This window comes from Pinisolibacter sp. DMC100 (assembly GCF_056313705.1).
On the sequence record NZ_JBQUZT010000001.1, the window covers coordinates 830,023 to 846,332 of the forward strand.

The 16,310-nt window shown below is 71.6% G+C and carries 8 protein-coding genes, 1 tRNA gene and 1 pseudogene; 7 read left to right on the forward strand and 3 right to left on the reverse strand.

What is annotated here, in order from left to right:
- On the reverse strand, nt 1-1,440 hold the full coding sequence (locus tag ACT541_RS03865; RefSeq protein WP_476134412.1) for a peptidoglycan-binding domain-containing protein: 1,440 nt from the start codon (nt 1,438-1,440) through the stop codon (nt 1-3).
- Between the two features lie 262 nt (nt 1,441-1,702).
- Between ACT541_RS03865 and ACT541_RS03870 the strand changes: the two genes are divergently transcribed.
- Together ACT541_RS03870 and pbpC are read left to right on the forward strand one after the other, a co-directional pair.
- Nucleotides 1,703-6,964 (forward strand): alpha-2-macroglobulin family protein, encoded by a 5,262-nt coding sequence (locus ACT541_RS03870; protein WP_476134413.1) that lies wholly within the window; start codon nt 1,703-1,705, stop codon nt 6,962-6,964.
- Nucleotides 6,965-7,002: 38 nt separating this feature from the next.
- Nucleotides 7,003-9,126, forward strand: coding sequence for a penicillin-binding protein 1C (gene pbpC / locus ACT541_RS03875; protein WP_476134415.1), 2,124 nt, complete (start codon nt 7,003-7,005; stop codon nt 9,124-9,126).
- A gap of 19 nt (nt 9,127-9,145) precedes the next feature.
- Here the strand turns inward: pbpC and ACT541_RS03880 are convergent, their stop codons facing one another.
- Nucleotides 9,146-10,039 carry a DMT family transporter gene (locus tag ACT541_RS03880; RefSeq protein ID WP_476134416.1) on the reverse strand — a complete coding sequence of 298 codons (894 nt, stop codon included), beginning with the start codon at nt 10,037-10,039 and terminating at the stop codon, nt 9,146-9,148.
- Between the two features lie 311 nt (nt 10,040-10,350).
- On the opposite strand from ACT541_RS03880, the gene ACT541_RS03885 reads away from it, so the two are divergent.
- Nucleotides 10,351-10,427, forward strand: a tRNA-Arg gene (locus ACT541_RS03885).
- 381 nt (nt 10,428-10,808) lie between these two features.
- On the opposite strand, the gene ACT541_RS03890 is transcribed toward ACT541_RS03885, so the two are convergent.
- A complete protein-coding gene (locus ACT541_RS03890; RefSeq protein WP_476134418.1) occupies nt 10,809-11,588 on the reverse strand; it encodes a FadR/GntR family transcriptional regulator in 780 nt (259 codons plus the stop codon).
- 374 nt (nt 11,589-11,962) lie between these two features.
- On the opposite strand from ACT541_RS03890, the pseudogene ACT541_RS03895 reads away from it, so the two are divergent.
- From ACT541_RS03895 to ACT541_RS03910, 4 genes and pseudogenes are all read left to right on the forward strand, one after another.
- Nucleotides 11,963-13,063 (forward strand): annotated as a pseudogene (locus ACT541_RS03895) (four-carbon acid sugar kinase family protein); the annotation flags it as partial.
- 63 nt (nt 13,064-13,126) lie between these two features.
- Complete coding sequence (gene pdxA, locus ACT541_RS03900) at nt 13,127-14,155, forward strand: 4-hydroxythreonine-4-phosphate dehydrogenase PdxA (protein WP_476136025.1); 1,029 nt, start codon at nt 13,127-13,129, stop codon at nt 14,153-14,155.
- A 12-nt stretch (nt 14,156-14,167) separates the two neighbouring features.
- Nucleotides 14,168-15,298: an iron-containing alcohol dehydrogenase gene (locus tag ACT541_RS03905; protein ID WP_476134420.1), complete on the forward strand. Its 1,131-nt coding sequence runs from the start codon at nt 14,168-14,170 to the stop codon at nt 15,296-15,298.
- 78 nt (nt 15,299-15,376) lie between these two features.
- Nucleotides 15,377-16,267, forward strand: a complete 891-nt coding sequence (locus ACT541_RS03910) for a dihydrodipicolinate synthase family protein (RefSeq protein WP_476134421.1) — start codon at nt 15,377-15,379, stop codon at nt 16,265-16,267.
- Nucleotides 16,268-16,310: the final 43 nt, after the last annotated feature.

The following is a 16,310-nucleotide window of genomic DNA, read 5'->3' on the forward strand; positions in this document are numbered from 1 at the left end:
TCACTTCTCGCAGACGACGGCGACCAGTCGGGCGCCGAGCGTCGCGACCGCGCCGGCGCTGGTGAGCGTCTGGGTCGGCCCCGGTGGCTCGATGCCGCCGCCGGCCTTGCCGACGAAGTCGCTCAGCGCCGCCGCCGGGATCAGCCGGTAGTCGGCCGCAGGCAGGACGCCGGCGATCGAACGGCTCTCGTCCGGCCGGTCGGCGACGAGGCCGACGAGGCGGCCGGAGCCGTCGACCACCGGCGCCGAGAAGCCGCCCGGCTGCAGCGCCGCGCCGACGCCGGTCGCGGTCGCCCGGCCGGAGACGACGGTGGTGCCCGAGGCGCCGCGCATCACCACGATCTCCGGTTCGCCCGGCGTCGGCGGCGCCTCGGCGAGCCGGATCGGCGGCACGGTCCCGGTCTCGGCCCAGGAGACGAGTGCCAGCACCTTGCCGTCGTCGAGGCCGGCGACGGCGACCGGCCGGCCGGCGACCTTGACCTCGCGACAGGCCGCGACCGCGGCGGCCGCGACGATGGCGCGGCCCGGCGCGACCAGGAGGCCGGTCGCCGAGAGGGCCGCCGGGGCGGCGGGCGGGGCGATCTTCGGCGCCTCGGCCGGTGTCGCCGTCGACTTCGGCGCCGCGGCGGCGATCGTGTCGCGCGGATCGGGCGTCTTGAAGTCGGGGCGGAAGGACGAGGCGGTCGCCAGCACGACGCGGTCGAACTCGCCGCCGACCGACGGGTCGGAATAGACGATGAAGCCGCGCACCCCGTCGCCGAAGCGTTCGAACCGGGCATAGCCGCGCTTGGTGCCGACGGTGTCGGTGATGACGAACCAGTCCGGCCTGAGCACGGCATAGCCGACCTTGTGGGTCGGCCCCTCCTGCTTCAGCCGCTCGAACAGCTGGGCGAGGTCCTGTTTCGCCACGGCATAGGCGCGATAGTCGATCTTGCCGTCCTTCGAGGTCCAGCGCGTGCCGCCCTCCGCCTTGGCGCCCTTGCCGAGGAGCTTCACCGGCATGCCGAGGCGGATACCGGTCGCGGCATCGTCGACGAGGGCGAAGCCGACCGCCTCGCGCTTCTTCTTCTCGGTGTCGGCGAGCCGGGCGATCGCCGGTGGCGTCGGCATGCCGTCGGCGGTGAAGCCGTGACGGGTCTGGAAGGCGCGGATCGCCTCGAAGGTCATGCGGCCGAAGGTGCCGTCGATCGCGCCGGTGTAGTCGCCGGTCCACTGCAGCCCCGACTGGATCGCCCGCCGCTCCGCCTCGGGGCGTGCGTCCCAGTCGGCGCGCGCGGTCTCGAGGTCGCTCGCGGCCGGCGTCGCCGGTGCGGTGGCCTTCGGCGTGTTCTGCGCGTCCTGGGCGAAGACGGGGAGGGCGGGGGCGAGGGCGAGCGCGGCGGCGAGGAACGAGGCGGCGGTCGGCGCGCGGCACGATCTCGGGGTCCTGGCGGGGGTCATGGCGCGGCGTCCTTCCTCGATCCGGCGATCGGTCGACGCGATCTTCTCAGACGGCCGCCGCCGCGTCGAGGGGGCGGACCGGCGATGGAGGCGATCGGCCGCGAAGATCACGTTTCGATGACGCTTTCGCACACCGTCTCATCCTCATTTCGCTCGCGCCGCCGTCACATGCCGGTGCTATGATCCCGCCCCCGGATCGCCGCCTCGCTGCGATCTGCAAGGCCCCGCGACCGCGGGTGCCGGACGGGTGGGAGGACAAGCCGTGCGTCACTTCCTCGAGACCTTCGCGATCGCCGCCGCACTCTGTCTGTCGCTCGCGGCCGGCACCCCTTCGAGCCTCGCCGCCGAGAAGACCTTCGTCCGCGACGAACTGGCCAGCGACGCCGTCCGTCTCGAGGCCGCGGTCAAGACCCGGCCGCGCACGACCAGCGACCCCGTCCAGCTGCGCAAGGAGGCCGACGCCGCCTTCGCCGCCAAGAACGTCGTCCTGCTCGAAGAGGTGACCGCCCGCCTCGTCGCCGTGCTGCCCAAGGACTGGCAGGCCTGGCAGCGGTACTCGATCGCGCTGGCCTCTCTGCAACCCGCCGACTGGCAGGCGAAGTTCGAGGCGCGGCGCAACGCCCACGCCGCCGCCTATCAGGCCTATCGTCTGGCGCCCGGCCCGCGCGAGGAGGCGGTGGCGCTGACCACGCTGGCCGAGACCTATGTCCGCGCCGAGGAACCGCGCGCCGCCATCGAGGTCGTCCGCCGCGCCGTGCGCATCTCGCAGATCCCGGAGGCGGTGGCGCTCTACGATCGCCTGCGCCCGGAATTCGGCTTCAAGGTCGACGAGTACAAGGTCGACAACGACGCCGCGAGCCCGCGCGTCTGCTTCACCTTCACCGAGGACCTGAAGACCGGCGGCAAGGTCGACTACACGCCCTTCGTCGCCGTCGCCGGCCTCGCCAATCCGGCCGTGACGGTCGAGACCCGCCAGCTCTGCGTCGACGGGCTCGAACACGGCAAGCGCTACGGCATCGTGCTGCGCGCCGGCCTCCCCTCGACCGTCGGCGAGGACCTGCCGAAGTCGCTCGACTGGGACATCTACGTCCGCGATCGCTCGCCGCAGGTCCGCTTCACCGGCCGCAACTACGTCCTGCCCTCGACCGGCCAGGAAGGCCTGCCGGTCGTCTCCGTCAACACGCCCTCGGTCGAGGTCGCGATCCACCGCATCGGCGACCGTTCGCTCGGCGCCGCGATCCGCGAGGAGACCTTCCTCGGTGCGCTCGACGGCTACCAGACCCGCAAGCTGACCGAGGAGAAGGGCCGTCTCGTCTGGACCGGTACGCTCGACGTCAAGACCGAACTCAACAAGGACACGGTCACCGCCTTCCCGGTCGCCCAGGCCGTCGGCAAGATGGAGCCCGGCCTCTATGTCATGACCGCCCGGCTGCCCGGACCGAAGACGGCCGCCGGCGAGGACGATCCGGACGCCTACGAGAGCCGCGCCACCCAGTGGTTCGTCGTCTCCGATCTCGGCCTGACGGCGTTTTCCGGCGACGAGGGTCTCGTCGTGCTCGCCCGCTCGCTCGGTACGGCCAAGCCCGTCGCCGGCCTGACCGTGCGGCTGCTCGCCAAGAACAACGACGTTCTGGCGACCGCGACGACGGAAGCCGACGGCCGCGCCAACTTCGACGCCGGTCTCGCCCGCGGCTCCGGCGGCCTCGCCCCCGGCGTGGTGGTGGCCGAGGACGGCAAGGGCGACTACGGCTTCCTCGATCTCGTCCGCGAACCCTTCGACCTGACCGATCGCGGCGTGAAGGGCCGTCTGCCGCCCAAGGGGCTCGACGCCTTCGTCTCGACCGAGCGCGGCGTCTACCGTACCGGCGAGACCGTCAACGTCACGACGCTGCTGCGCGACACCCGCGGCGTCGCGGTGCCGAACGTGCCGCTGACGCTGGTCGTCCAGCGCCCCGACGGCGTCGAATATCGTCGTGCCTCCGTCGCCGATCAGGGCGAGGGCGGCCGCGCCTGGTCGCTGCCGCTGCTCTCGGGCCTCCAGACCGGTACCTGGCGCATCCGCGTCCATGCCGATCCCAAGCGCCCGCCGATCGGCGAGACCACCTTCCTCGTCGCCGACTACGTCCCCGAACGCATCGACGTGACGCTGACGCCGGCGAAGCCGCTGCTCGCCGCCGGTGAGCCGGCGATCGTCTCGGTGCGCGCCGACCATCTCTACGGCGCCCCCGGCGCCGAACTCGAGGTCAAGGGCGACGTCTCGGTGGAACTCGCCCCGTCCGCCACCGTCCCCGGCCTCGAGGGCTGGAGCGTCGGCCTCGACGACGAGAGCTTCGAGGCGGTCTCCAAGGAACTCGAGGAGACCGGCTCGACCGACGAGAAGGGCGAGGCGCGCATCACCGTGCCGATCCCGCCGACGACCGTGTCGCGACCACTCCAGGCCAAGATCGACATCGCCGTCGCCGAGGCCGGCGGCCGTCAGGTCGAACGCGTCGTGACGCTGCCGATCCTGCCCGCCGGGCCGGTGATCGCCGCCAAGCCCCGCTTCGCCCCCGGCGGTCTCTCCGCCGGCTCCAAGGCCGAGTTCGATCTCGCCTATGCCCTGCCCGACGGCGCCCGCCGCGAAACGAAGGGCGTGAAGTGGGAGCTCCTCGCCGAGGATCGCCGCTGGCAGTGGTTCATGTCGGAAGGCAAGTGGTCGTCGCAGGTGGTCAAGACCCACCGCCGCATCGCCGACGGCACCATCGACGTCGGCATCGGCGACCCCGCCCGCCTCTCGCTCCCGGTCGACTGGGGCGCCTATCGCCTGGAGCTGAAGACCGCCGACGGCGCCCGTACCTCGCTCGGTTTTGCGGTCGGCTGGTCCGGTGCCGACAAGGCCGACAGCCCGGATGTTCTGGATGTCGCGCTCGACAAGACCGCCTTCGGCGCCGGCGAGACCGTCTCGGTGCGGCTGAAGCCGCGCTTCGCCGGCACCGCCACCGTGGCGATCGTCACCGACCGGGTCGAGGCGATGAAGGTGGTCGACGCCGATCCCGCCGGCACCACCGTGACCTTCCAGGCCGACAAGGCCTGGGGTTCCGGCGCCCATGTGGTGGCGATCGCCCATCGGCCGATGGACACCAAGGCCCGCCGCATGCCCGGCCGCGCCGTCGGCGTGGCGTGGTTCCAGGTCGAGCCCGCCGCCCATGTGCTCGGCGTCGAGATCGGCACCGAGGCGATGATCCGGCCGCGCGGGAGCCTGAAGATCCCGCTGACGATCAAGGGCGCGGAGGGCAAGTCCGCCCGCGTCGTGGTCGCCGCGGTCGACGTCGGCATCCTCAACCTCACGCATTTCGAGACGCCGGCCCCCGATCGCTGGTTCTCCGGCCAGCGTCAGCTGCCGCTCGATCTGCGCGACCTCTACGGCTTCCTGATCGACGGCATGCAGGGCGCCCGCGGCGAGATCCGCGTCGGCGGCGACGGCGGTGCGGGCGACTTCACCGCGCCGCCGCGCGAGGCGCCCTTCGCCCGCTATTCCGGCGTGGTCGAGGTCGGCCCCGACGGCAAGGCGGAGGTCGCCTTCGACGTCCCCGCCTTCAACGGCACCGTCCGCGTCATGGCCATGGCCTGGACGGCGGAGAAGACCGGCCACGCCGACCGCGAGGTGATCGTGCGCGACGCGGTGGTGATCCAGCCGACCGTGCCGCGCTTCCTGGCGCTCGGCGACCGCTCGCAGTTCCACTTCGCGCTCGACAACGTCGAGGGCAAGGCGGGCGACTACCGGGTCGAACTCGACCTGCGCGGCTCGCTGCTCGTCCCGGCGGAGAGCCTCGCCACCACGGTGAAACTGGCCGAGAAGGGCCGCGCCGCCTTCACCGTGCCGGTGACGGCCGCCGGCATCGGCCCGGCCTCGGTCGCGGTGCGCCTGACCGGCCCCGGCATCGACGCCACCCAGACGGCGAGCTTCCCCGTCGCCCCGCCGACGACCGAGGTCTATCGCCGCAGCGTCAGGCCGTTGCCCGCCGGCGGCTCGGTCGAGATCTCGGACGCGCTGCTCACCGACTTCCTGCCGGGCACCGGCGCGGTGTCGGTGGCGGTCACGCCGTGGTCGGCGCTCGACGTACCCGCACTGCTCCGCGCGCTCGACCGCTACCCCTACGGCTGTTCCGAACAGGTCGTCAGCCGCGCCCTGCCGCTGCTCTACGTCGACAAACTGGCCACCTCCGAAGCCCTCGCCCTCGACGAGGACGCCAAGGCGCGGATCGGCACCTCGATCGACCGGCTGCTGGCGCGTCAGACCTCGACCGGCGGCTTCGGCCTGTGGAGTGCCGCCGGCGACGACGATCTCTGGCTCGACGCCTATGTCACGGACTTCCTGACGCGGGCCCGCGAGGCCGGTCACGCCGTGCCGCAGAAGGCCTTCGATCAGGCGCTCGACCGCCTGCGCAACTCGGTCACCGGCTCCAACGAGCCCGAGGCCAAGAACGCACCCGAGACCGCCTATGCGCTCTACGTGCTCGCCCGCAACGGCCGCCCGGTGATGGGCGACCTGCGCTGGCTCTCCGACCAGAAGCTCGACCTGTTCCAGACGGCTTCCGCGCGCGCCCAGCTCGCCGCCGGTCTGGCGCTGCTCGGCGACACGACGCGGGCCGAACCGCTGTTCAGGGCGGCGGTGGCGAAGCTCACGGCCGACGAGAAGACCCGCGTCTGGCGCACCGACTACGGCACGCCCTTCCGCGACGGCGCGATGACGCTGGCGCTGATGGCCGAGAGCCGCCGTCCGCCGGCCGAATGGGCCGACGTGGCGGCGGCGATCGAGCGCATGCGCGATGCCCGGCCGCAGACCTCGACCCAGGAACAGGCCTGGGCGGTGCTGGCGGCCTCCGCCGTCGCCGATCAGGCCAAGGGCCAGAAGGTGAGCGTCGAGGCGCGCGGGGCGACGAAGGAGACGACCGGTCCCTTCTTCCGCACCTTCCGCGCCGAGGAACTCGCCGCCGGCCCGGTCAAGATCGCCGCCGCGACCACCGGCGAGGCCAAGGTGCCGACCCGCGTCGTGGTGACGACCTCCGGCCATCCGATCGCCCAGGACGGCCCCGCCTCGAACGGCTACACGATCACCCGCACCCTCCACACGCCCGACGGCGCCAAGGCGGATCTCTCCAAGATCCGCCAGACCGACCGGCTGGTGGTGGTGCTGAGGATCACCGAGCCCAAGGCCGAGAACGCCCGCATCGTCGTCACCGACCGCCTGCCTGCCGGCTTCGAGATCGCCGATCCCAAGCTGGTGGCGAGCGGCGACACCGACGCCTTCGCCTGGCTCGCCGAGGCGCCCGCCGCGACGACGACCGAGTTCCGCGACGACCGCTTCGTCGCCGCCTTCGATCGCTCGCCCGATCAGCAGGCGGTGTTCGAGGTGGCCTACGCGGTGCGTGCCGTCTCGCCCGGCCGCTTCGTCCAGCCGCCGGCGGTGGTCGAGGACATGTACCGGCCCGAGCGCTTCGGCCGCACCGGCTTCGGCACGATCGAGGTGGCGCCGCGCAAGTGAGGGCGGGCGATGTGTAGGAGGCTCGGCCGGTGACGCGCGTGAGCGAAACGAGCAACGACGGAGGCGGGCGTCGCGACGCCCAACCCCTCGTCGCGCGCCTGCTCTTCGCCTCCGCCTTCGTGCTCGCCCTCGTCGGCTGGGGGCTCGGTACGCTCCGGACGCCGCTCGACCGGCTGCCGCCGCTCGACGCCCGTCTCCTCCATGGCCGTTCGACCGTCGTCGTCGATCGCGAGGGACGCCTGCTGCGCCCCTATCTCACCGCCGACGGCCGCTGGCGCCTGCCGGTGCGCCTCGACGACGTCGATCCACGCTTCGTCGCGCTGCTCTTCGCCTTCGAGGACCGCCGCTTCGAGAGCCACGGCGGCGTCGACGCCCGCGCCGTGCTGCGCGCGGCGGGCCAGGCGCTCGTCACGCGCCGCGTCGTCTCCGGCGCCTCGACGCTGACCATGCAGGTCGCCCGCCTGCTCGAGCCGCGCGAGACCCGCGATCTCGCCGCCAAGGCGACGCAGGCGTTGCGCGCCCTCGACCTCGAGCGCCGCTTCACCAAGCGCGAGATCCTCGAGCTCTATCTCGCCCTCGCCCCCTACGGCGGCAACCTCGAGGGCGTGCGCGCCGCCTCCCTCGCCTGGTTCGGCAAGGAGCCGAGGCGCCTGTCGCTCGGCGAGGCCGCCGCCCTCGTCGCCCTGCCGCAGTCGCCCGAGACGCGGCGCCCCGACCGCTTCCCCGAGGCGCTGCGCAAGGCCCGTGATCGGGTGCTCACCCGGGCGCTTTCCGCCGGCATCGCGTCTGCCGCCGACGTCGACCACGCCCGCGCCGAGCCGATCCCGACCGAGCGCCGGCCTTTCCCGACGCTCGCGCCGCATACCGCCGACGACCTCGTCGCCGAGACGCCCGACGCCGGCATCATCCGCGCGACGATCGACGCAGGCCTGCAGAAGGCGCTGGAGGCGTTGACGCGCGAGCGGGTCGAGACCTGGGGGGCGGAGCAGTCGGCGGCGATCGTCGTGCTCGACACCGCCACCGGCGCGCTGCTCGCCTCGGTCGGCGGTCCCGACTATTTCGCCAAGGACCGCGCCGGTGCGGTCGATCTGACGCGCGCCGTGCGCTCGCCCGGCTCGGCGCTGAAGCCCTTCGTCTATGCCCGTGCCTTCGAGGACGGCATCGCCCATCCCGAGACCATCCTCGAGGATCGCCCCGCCCGCTGGGGCGCCTGGGCGCCGGAGAACTTCGATCAGGGCTGGGTCGGCACGGTGACGGCGCGCCGCGCGCTGCAACAGTCGCTCAACATGCCGGCGGTGGAACTGCTCGAGGCGATCGGCCCGCAGGCGCTGATCTCGCGTCTGCGCTCGGCCGGTGCCGATCTGGTGACCGGCCGCGACGGCCCGGCCGGCCTCGCCGTCGGCCTCGGCGGCGTCGGCATCCGGCTCGAAGACCTCGCCATGCTCTACGGCGGCTTCTCCCGCGGCGGCACGACCGCCCCGATCGTTCGCCGGCTCGAGGACGTGAAGTCCGCTCCCGTCCGTCGCCGTCTGACCGATCCGGTCGCCGCCTGGTACGTCGCCGACGTGCTGCGCGGCGCTCCGCCTCCACCCAATGCCCTGCAGGGCCGGCTCGCCTTCAAGACCGGCACCTCCTGGGGCTACCGCGACGCCTGGGCGGTGGGCTTCGACCGCCGCCGGGTGATCGCCGTCTGGGTCGGCCGCCCCGACGGCCGCCCGGTGCCCGGCCTCGTCGGCCGCATGGTGGCGGCACCGCTGCTGTTCGACGCCTGGCAGCGCATGGGCGGTCAGCCCGAGGGCATCGCGAAGCCTCGCGGCGTGCTCGAGGCGACCACGGCGACCCTGCCGCCGCCCTTGCGCCATCTGCGCCGCGACGTGCCCAAGACCCTCGCCGCGGTGACGCGGCCCCGCCTCGAGATCACGTTTCCGCCCGACGGCGCCCGGCTCGACGTCGGATTCGCGGATGGCGCGGGCGCCGATCCGGTGTCGCTCGAGGCGCACGGCGGCGTGCCGCCCTTCGTCTGGCTGGTCGACGGCCGCCCGCTCGCCGCCGCCGACGGGCGGCGCAAGGGCCTGTGGCTGCCCTCGGGGCGCGGCTTCTCGCGGCTCTCGGTCATCGACGCGACCGGGGCCTCGGCGAGCGTGGAAGTGCGGGTGGAGTGAGGGCCGCGCCCTTCGGGGCTCACGCCTCGGGGCGCTTCAGCCCCAGCGCGCGTTCGCGCAGCACGATGGCGATGCCCGAGGCGACGATGATCGCCGAGCCGACCAGCACCGTCACGCTCGGCCATTCGCCGAAGAACCACCAGCCGGTGCCGATCGCCCACAGCATGGACGAATATTCCAGCGGCGCGATCACCGAGGCGTCGGCATGGCGATAGCCGAGCGTCAGGAAGATCTGGCCGATGCCGCCGAAGAGGCCGGTCAGGACCAGCAGCATCAGATCGAACGACGACGGCATCACCCACCACGACACCGTGGCGAGCGAGGCGACGGCGCTGCCGAGCGAGAAATAGACGACGATGGCGCCCGGCTTCTCGGTGCCGGCGAGATTGCGGATCTGGATCTGGGCGAAGGCCATGAAGATCGCCGAGACGAAGCAGAAGGCCGCGCCCGTCGCCGCCCCGCCGTCCGTCAGATGGTCGAGATCGCCGAGGTGGGGCGACAGCACCACCAGCACGCCGACGAAGCCGACCGCCACCGCCATCCAGCGATGCATGCGCACCACTTCGCCCAGGACGAGCGCGGCGAGCGCCACGGTGAGGAGCGGTGCGGCATAGGTGATGGCGAGGCTGTCGGCGAGCGACACCCGCTGTACGCCGGCGAACCAGAAACCCATGGCGGTGACGCCGACGACCGAGCGGATCAGATGGCCGCCGGGTCGGTCCGTCCTGAGGCCATGGCGCAGCTGACCCTGCCACGAGACCATGGCGAGCACCGGCACCAGCGCGAAGAACGAGCGGAAGAACACCACCTCGCCGGCGGGCACGCGCTGGCCGAGCATCTTCACCCCGACGAGCATCGCCGCGAAGGCGAGGGTCGAGAGAATCTTGAAGAGGGGGCCGAGCAGGGCCGACATCGGTGGTCTTTCGCGTGTCTGGAAGGCATGGCGCCGATCGGAACCGCAGGATCGTTCGGCCGGAGCGCCCCTGTATATCCGTGCCGTTTCGCCGCGCCCAGTGCGCGGCGAGCCGGTCTCGTCTGCGCGGGAGCGATGTTCGCCGTCCGCGCGCTCCGTCTTCGGTCGGCGAACCGGGCGCCGTCCCGTCGTCTTTTCCACCCCTGGGGAAAAATCGCGTCGATCGACGACGAGGGGGCTTGCCCCCCGCGTCGGAACCGTTTAGAGAACGCCTCCGACGCGGGGGGCAAGCTCCTCCCGCCGACAGGCAGGCGCCCGTAGCTCAGCTGGATAGAGCACCAGACTACGAATCTGGGGGTCAGAGGTTCGAATCCTTTCGGGCGCGCCATTCCTGAACAAGCAGAGAGATCCGCGGGCAGAGCTTCGCCCGGAAGCTCGGCCGTGCATCGGGCGAGTGTCGCCTTCGGCCGGCCGATCCGGATCGCTCGTTCGTTCGCCGTCACTTCTCCGATCACACGATGATGGTCTCTTCCGATCGATGGCGCCGTCCCGATATCGGATGGTCCGTCCTGTTCGTCGGTGGACACGTATCGGGATGGACCGATTCGATGGGGGATGACGCCGTCTTCGCGTGGCCCCGTCGCTCCCGCCGCCGTCGATCCGATTCTGAACTTTCCGGGTGAGATTGCCGGCTACACGGCGAGTGAGTTGGCCGAGATGGCCGCGACGTCGCGGAGCGGTCGACCCGACCGGCCGCCGCCGTCGGCCCTCAATAGGAGAGATCGAGCGTCCGCCCGCCGAAGATGCGATCGCGCGAGCCTTCGAGATGGAGCTGCATCAGGCGGCTCGCCCGGTCGGGATCGCGGCTGCGGATCGCCGTCCAGATGCCGACGTGCTCGGCATAGACGTCTTCGAGATGCCCGCCCGGACCCATCAGCGACTGGCCGTGGAACTTCATGCCGACGCCGATGTGCTCCTTCAGCGCCTGCATCGACGAGGCGTAGTAGTGGTTGTTGGCCGCCTCGGCGATGGCGAGGTGGAAGTTGAAGTCGGCGTCCTCGCGGTGCTGATGGTCGAGCGTCGCCGCATGCATCTCCTCGAGCGCCGCCTCGATCACCCGCAGCCGTTCGGCATCGTGGCGCCGCGCCGCCCAGGCGGACGCCTCGGGTTCGATGGTCAGGCGGAATTCGTAGCAGCGCTGGACGTCGGCGATCGATTCGACCGGTGCGAAGCTCAGCACGCCGCTCGCCTGCTCGCGTTTCGGCGCCGCGGCGACGTAGCTGCCGGAGCCGCGGCGGGAATAGATCGTCCCCTCGTCGCGCAGCCGCTGCAAGGCATCGCGCACCACCGGTCGCGACACCATGAACCGGGTCGCCAGTTCGACCTCGCTCGGCAGCCGCTGCCCCACCGCGAGGCGTCCGGTCTCGATGTCCGACGACAGTCGCCGCCAGACGCGCTCGGCCAGCGGTCCGAGGCCCGCCTTCGGCCGGTCGTCGTCGCTCGCGTCGTCCACGAACGCCGTGTCGTTCGCCGCAGCGTCCACCGCCATGATTGTGCCTTCCCTTCGACTCGCGGCCGTTCCGGGCCGGTCGACCGCACCAGACACCATTCGGCACAAGTTGTCAACTTGTCAGCATTATATGTTCATATAAGTCAGAATCTGATCCGGTATACAGCGGATGCCGTCGACGGAAAGTGGGATGAAGGAGCGCGAAAAAATCGGTCAATGCATTGTTTTTACTATAATAAATCGTAGATTGCCGAGCGCCCGGATGTGACCGCGGGTTGCCTTCGATGTGGGCCCTGGGAGAATCTAAATTACAACATATTGACTAATTGCTTCGGGGTCGCTTAGGGTGCCCTCCATCGAAGGAACGACGCCGATCAACGGCGCGGCCAGGGAACCGAGAAGGACGCCGGACCATGGCGGTCACCGGTCGAAATGGATCCATCGTCGAGCGGGGCGGGCGCGATCACCTGTTCCTCGTCGCCGACGATCTCACCGGAGCGCTCGACGCGGCCGCCCGCTTCGCCTCGCCCGCGGCACCCGTCGCCGTGGCCTGGAGCGCGCCGGTGGGTGTGCCGGCCCGTGCCCTCGCCCTCGATTCCGGCACCCGCGAAGTCTCGCCCGACGCCGCTCGGGTCGCCCTCGCCGAACGCCTGCGCCATCTGCCGCCGGTCGGCGAGACGCTGTTCTACGCCAAGCTCGACAGCCTGCTGCGCGGCAACGCCGCCGCCGAACTCGCCGTCTGGCTCGAGGCGCTGCAGCCGGACGCCTGCATCGTCGCCCCCGCCTTCCCCTTCCAGGGCCGCGTCACCATCGACGGCCGCCAGCATCGCGTCGTCGACGGCCGTCCCGTCCCCGTCGCCTGCGATCTCGTCGCCGAACTCGAAGGCTTCGGCATCGCCGTCGCCCGCGCCCGCCCCGGCGACGCGGTGTCGGCCGGCGTGACGATGTTCGACGCCGCGACCGACGACGATCTCGCCGCGATCGTCGCCGCCGGCCGCGCCTTTCCCGGAACCGTGCTGTGGTGCGGCAGCGGCGGCCTCGCCGCGGTACTCGCCGAAGCCACCCGGACGACGACGGATGTCCTGCCGCGCATCGAAGCGCCGGTCCTCGGCCTGTTCGGCACCGACCATCCGGTGACCGCCGAGCAGATCGATCGCTGTGGCGATCTCGCCCTGACGATCACCGACGGCGGTGCCGAGAGTGCCGAGGCGATCGCCCGCCGTCTCGCCGAACGCGGCGCCGTGCCGGTCCGCGTCGATCTGCCCGAAGGGATCGCCCGTGACTCGGCGGCGCGCCGGATCGACGCCGTCTTCACCGAACTCGCCCAGCGGCTCGATCGCCCCGGCACGCTGGTCGTCGCCGGCGGCGAGACCCTGCGCGGCCTCTGCGAGGCGCTCGGCGCCGAAGGGCTGGCGCTCGAGGGCCAGATCGTTCCCGGCGTTCCGGTCTCCCGCTTCCGCGGCGGCCATTTCGACGGTCTGCGCGTCGTCTCCAAGTCCGGAGCCTTCGGGCAATCCGATTTCCTGCTGCGGCTGTTCGGTCGCGCCTCCGCCATCCCACTCTCGCGAGGTACCGTCGTGATACCCCAACTCGCCATCACCATGGGTGATCCCGCCGGCGTCGGCCCGGAGATCATCGTCAAGGCCTGCAAGGCGTTGAAGCCGCGCATCGACGCCGGCGCGCTGCGCCTGCTGATCATCGGCTCCAACGCCGCACTGGAGGAGGCCCGCCGCGCCTTCGCCCCCGATCTCGCCATTCCCGGCGTCGAGGAGGCCGGCGACTGGCCGGCGCTCGCCGCCCTCCAGGCCTGCGACGAGGGCGCGCCGATCCTGCCGGGCGTCCTGTCGACCGACGGCGGCCGCTTCGCCTACCACGCGGTCGAGGTCGGCGTGCGTCTGGCGCTCGCCGGCCGCATCCACGGCATCGTCACCGCGCCGCTCAACAAGGAAGCGCTGAACAAGGCCGGCTTCCACTTCGCCGGCCACACCGACATGCTCGCCCATCTCACCGGCGCCAAGGGCTCGGTGATGATGCTCGCCCACGGCGGCATGCGCGTCAGCCACGTCACCACCCACATCGCGCTCGCCGACGTGCCGAAGAAGCTGACGAAGGAACGCTTGCGCTACGTCCTCGACCTGACCGAGGAGACGCTCGCCGGTCTCGGTCTGACGCGTCGACGCATCGCGGTGGCGGCGCTGAACCCGCATGCCGGCGAGGGCGGTCTCTTCGGTCGCGAGGACATCGAGGTCTCGACCCCGGTCATCGCCGAATGTGTCGCCGCCGGCCGCGACGTCGTCGGCCCGGTGCCGGGCGACACCGTCTTCGTCAAGCTGCACGCCGGCCAGTACGACGCGGTCGTCGCCATGTACCACGACCAGGGGCACATCCCGGTGAAGCTGCTCGGCTTCAACGTCGACCCCAAGACCGGAACGTGGGAATCGCTCTCCGGCGTCAACATCACGCTCGGCCTGCCGATCATCCGCACCTCGGTCGATCACGGCACCGCCTTCGACATCGCCGGCAAGGGGCTGGCCAACGAGCTGAGCCTGCTCGAGGCGATCGACTATGCCGAGAAGCTCGCCGCCGCGCGCGTCGCCGTGGCCTGAGGGAGAATTTCGATGAATCCACTTTCGACGCCCATCGACCTGCCGCAGCCCGGCCGCCTGATCTTCGGATCGGCGACGGTTTCGCAGGTCGGCAGGCTCCTCGCCGAGCGCGGCCTGTCGCGCGTCCTCGTCGTCACCGACCCCTTCAACGCCACCCGCGTCGATCGTCTCGGCCTCGCGGCCGCCCCGACCGTCTGGGGCGACTTCGCCGGCGAACCGAACACCGCCGACCTCGCCCGTCTGCTCGCGGTCGCCGAGGCGGCCGATGCCGAGGCGGTGATCGGCTTCGGTGGTGGTTCGGCGATGGACCTCGCCAAGCTCGCCGCCGTCCTGCCCGGCAGCGGCCAGCGCTTCGCCGAGGTGATCGGCCCGGACCGGGTGGCCCGCAAGGGCGCCTTCCTGGTGCAGGTGCCGACGACCGCCGGCACCGGTTCGGAGGCCGGCATCCGGGCGCTGGTCACCGACGAGGCGACCTCGGCCAAATGCGCGGTGCAGAGCATCCATCTCTTGGCCGATCTCGCCGTGGTCGATCCCGACCTGGCGCTCGGCATGCCGCGGGCGATCACGGTGGCGACCGGCGTCGACGCGCTGGCGCACTGCGTCGAGGCCTTCACCAACCGCAAGGCCCATCCGCTGATCGACACCTACGCCCTCGACGGCATCCGCCTCGTCGGCCGCTGGCTCGCCCGCGCCGCCGCCGACGGCGACGACCGCGAGGCCCGCGCCGGCATGGCGCTCGCCTCGCTGTGGGGCGGCTACTGCCTCGGCCCGGTCAACACCGCCGCCGGTCACGCCGTCGCCTATCCGCTCGGCTCGCGCTTCCACGTGCCGCACGGCGCCGCCAACGCGCTGATCTTCCCCCACGTCCTCGCCTTCAACGCGCCCGCCGTGCCGGAACGCACCGCGATCGTGCTCGAGGCGCTGGGTCTGCCGGCTTCGTCCGATCCGGTCGCCGTGTTCGACGCCGCCCATCGCTGGTGCGTCGACCTCGGCTGCGAGATGCGCCTCTCCGCCCACGGGGTGGGCGAGGCCGACATGGCGATCATGGCGAAGGAGGCCCATGCCATCCGCCGCCTGCTCGACAACAACCCGCGCGACCTGTCGGAAGCCGACATCCTCGCGATCTATCGCGCCGCGGCCTGACCGCGACGATCTCCTCTTCCCAAGCAGGCCCCGACGCAATCACGCCTCGCGGCTCTCGAACCAGATGGGGAACTTCCCATGGCCAAGATCACCGGACCCTTCGTCGCCATCGTCACGCCCTTCGATGCGAACGAAGAACTGAACCTCGCAGCCCTCGCCCGTCAGGTGAAGCGCCAGGCGGGCGCCGGCAACGGCATCTTCTGCGCCGGCACCAACGGCGAGTTCTACACGCTGTCCTTCGACGAGAAGGTCGCCGTGGCGAAGACCTGCGTCGAGGCCGCCGCCGGCAGGGTCCCGGTCCTCGCCCACATCGGCGAGATCTCGACCCATCAGACCATCGCGCTCGGCAAGGCGATCGAGACGCTCGGCGTCAAGGCGGTGTCGGTCGTGACCCCGTCCTTCATCGCCTGCTCGCAGGAGGAGCTGATCGTCTACTACACCCGCGTCGCCGACGCGCTGTCGGTACCGGTCTACCTCTACAACATCCCCGCCCGGACCGGGAACAAGATCGAGCCGGCGACCGCCGCCACGCTCGCCGCCCATCCCAACATCATCGGCATCAAGGACAGCGCCGGTTCGCAGGAGAGCCTCGACGGCTTCCTCGAGATCGCGCGAACCCGTGACGACTTCGACGTCCTCGTCGGCCCCGATCACCTGATCCTGCACGGCCTGAAGAACGGCGCGAGCGGTTGCATCTCCGGCCTCGGCAACATCGCCCCGGTGACGCTGAACAAGATCCACGCCTCGCACGTCGCCGGCGACGCCGCGGCGGCGGAAGCGGCCCAGACGCACTACGGCGAGCTGCGCAAGGCGCTCTATGCCCACGGCTTCCCACCGACCATGGTGAAGCGCGCGCTCTTCCTGGCGATGCCGGACGTCGGCCGGAGCCGCGGCCCGGCGCTGGTCTCCGACGAGGTCAACGACAAGGTCGCGGTCGTGTCGAAGACCTTCGCCGAAGCCACGGCGTGAGACCGGGCGGGCGTCCGACGGACGCCCCTCCACCGGCAGGGGC

Bases quoted from the DNA above. Each gene is read 5' to 3' on its own strand.
- ACT541_RS03865 (WP_476134412.1), bottom strand. From the start codon at position 1,440: ATGACCCCCGCCAGGACCCCGAGATCGTGCCGCGCGCCGACCGCCGCC.
- ACT541_RS03880 (WP_476134416.1), bottom strand. From the start codon at position 10,039: ATGTCGGCCCTGCTCGGCCCCCTCTTCAAGATTCTCTCGACCCTCGCC.
- ACT541_RS03890 (WP_476134418.1), bottom strand. From the start codon at position 11,588: ATGGCGGTGGACGCTGCGGCGAACGACACGGCGTTCGTGGACGACGCG.
- ACT541_RS03905 (WP_476134420.1), top strand. From the start codon at position 14,168: ATGAATCCACTTTCGACGCCCATCGACCTGCCGCAGCCCGGCCGCCTG.
- ACT541_RS03910 (WP_476134421.1), top strand. From the start codon at position 15,377: ATGGCCAAGATCACCGGACCCTTCGTCGCCATCGTCACGCCCTTCGAT.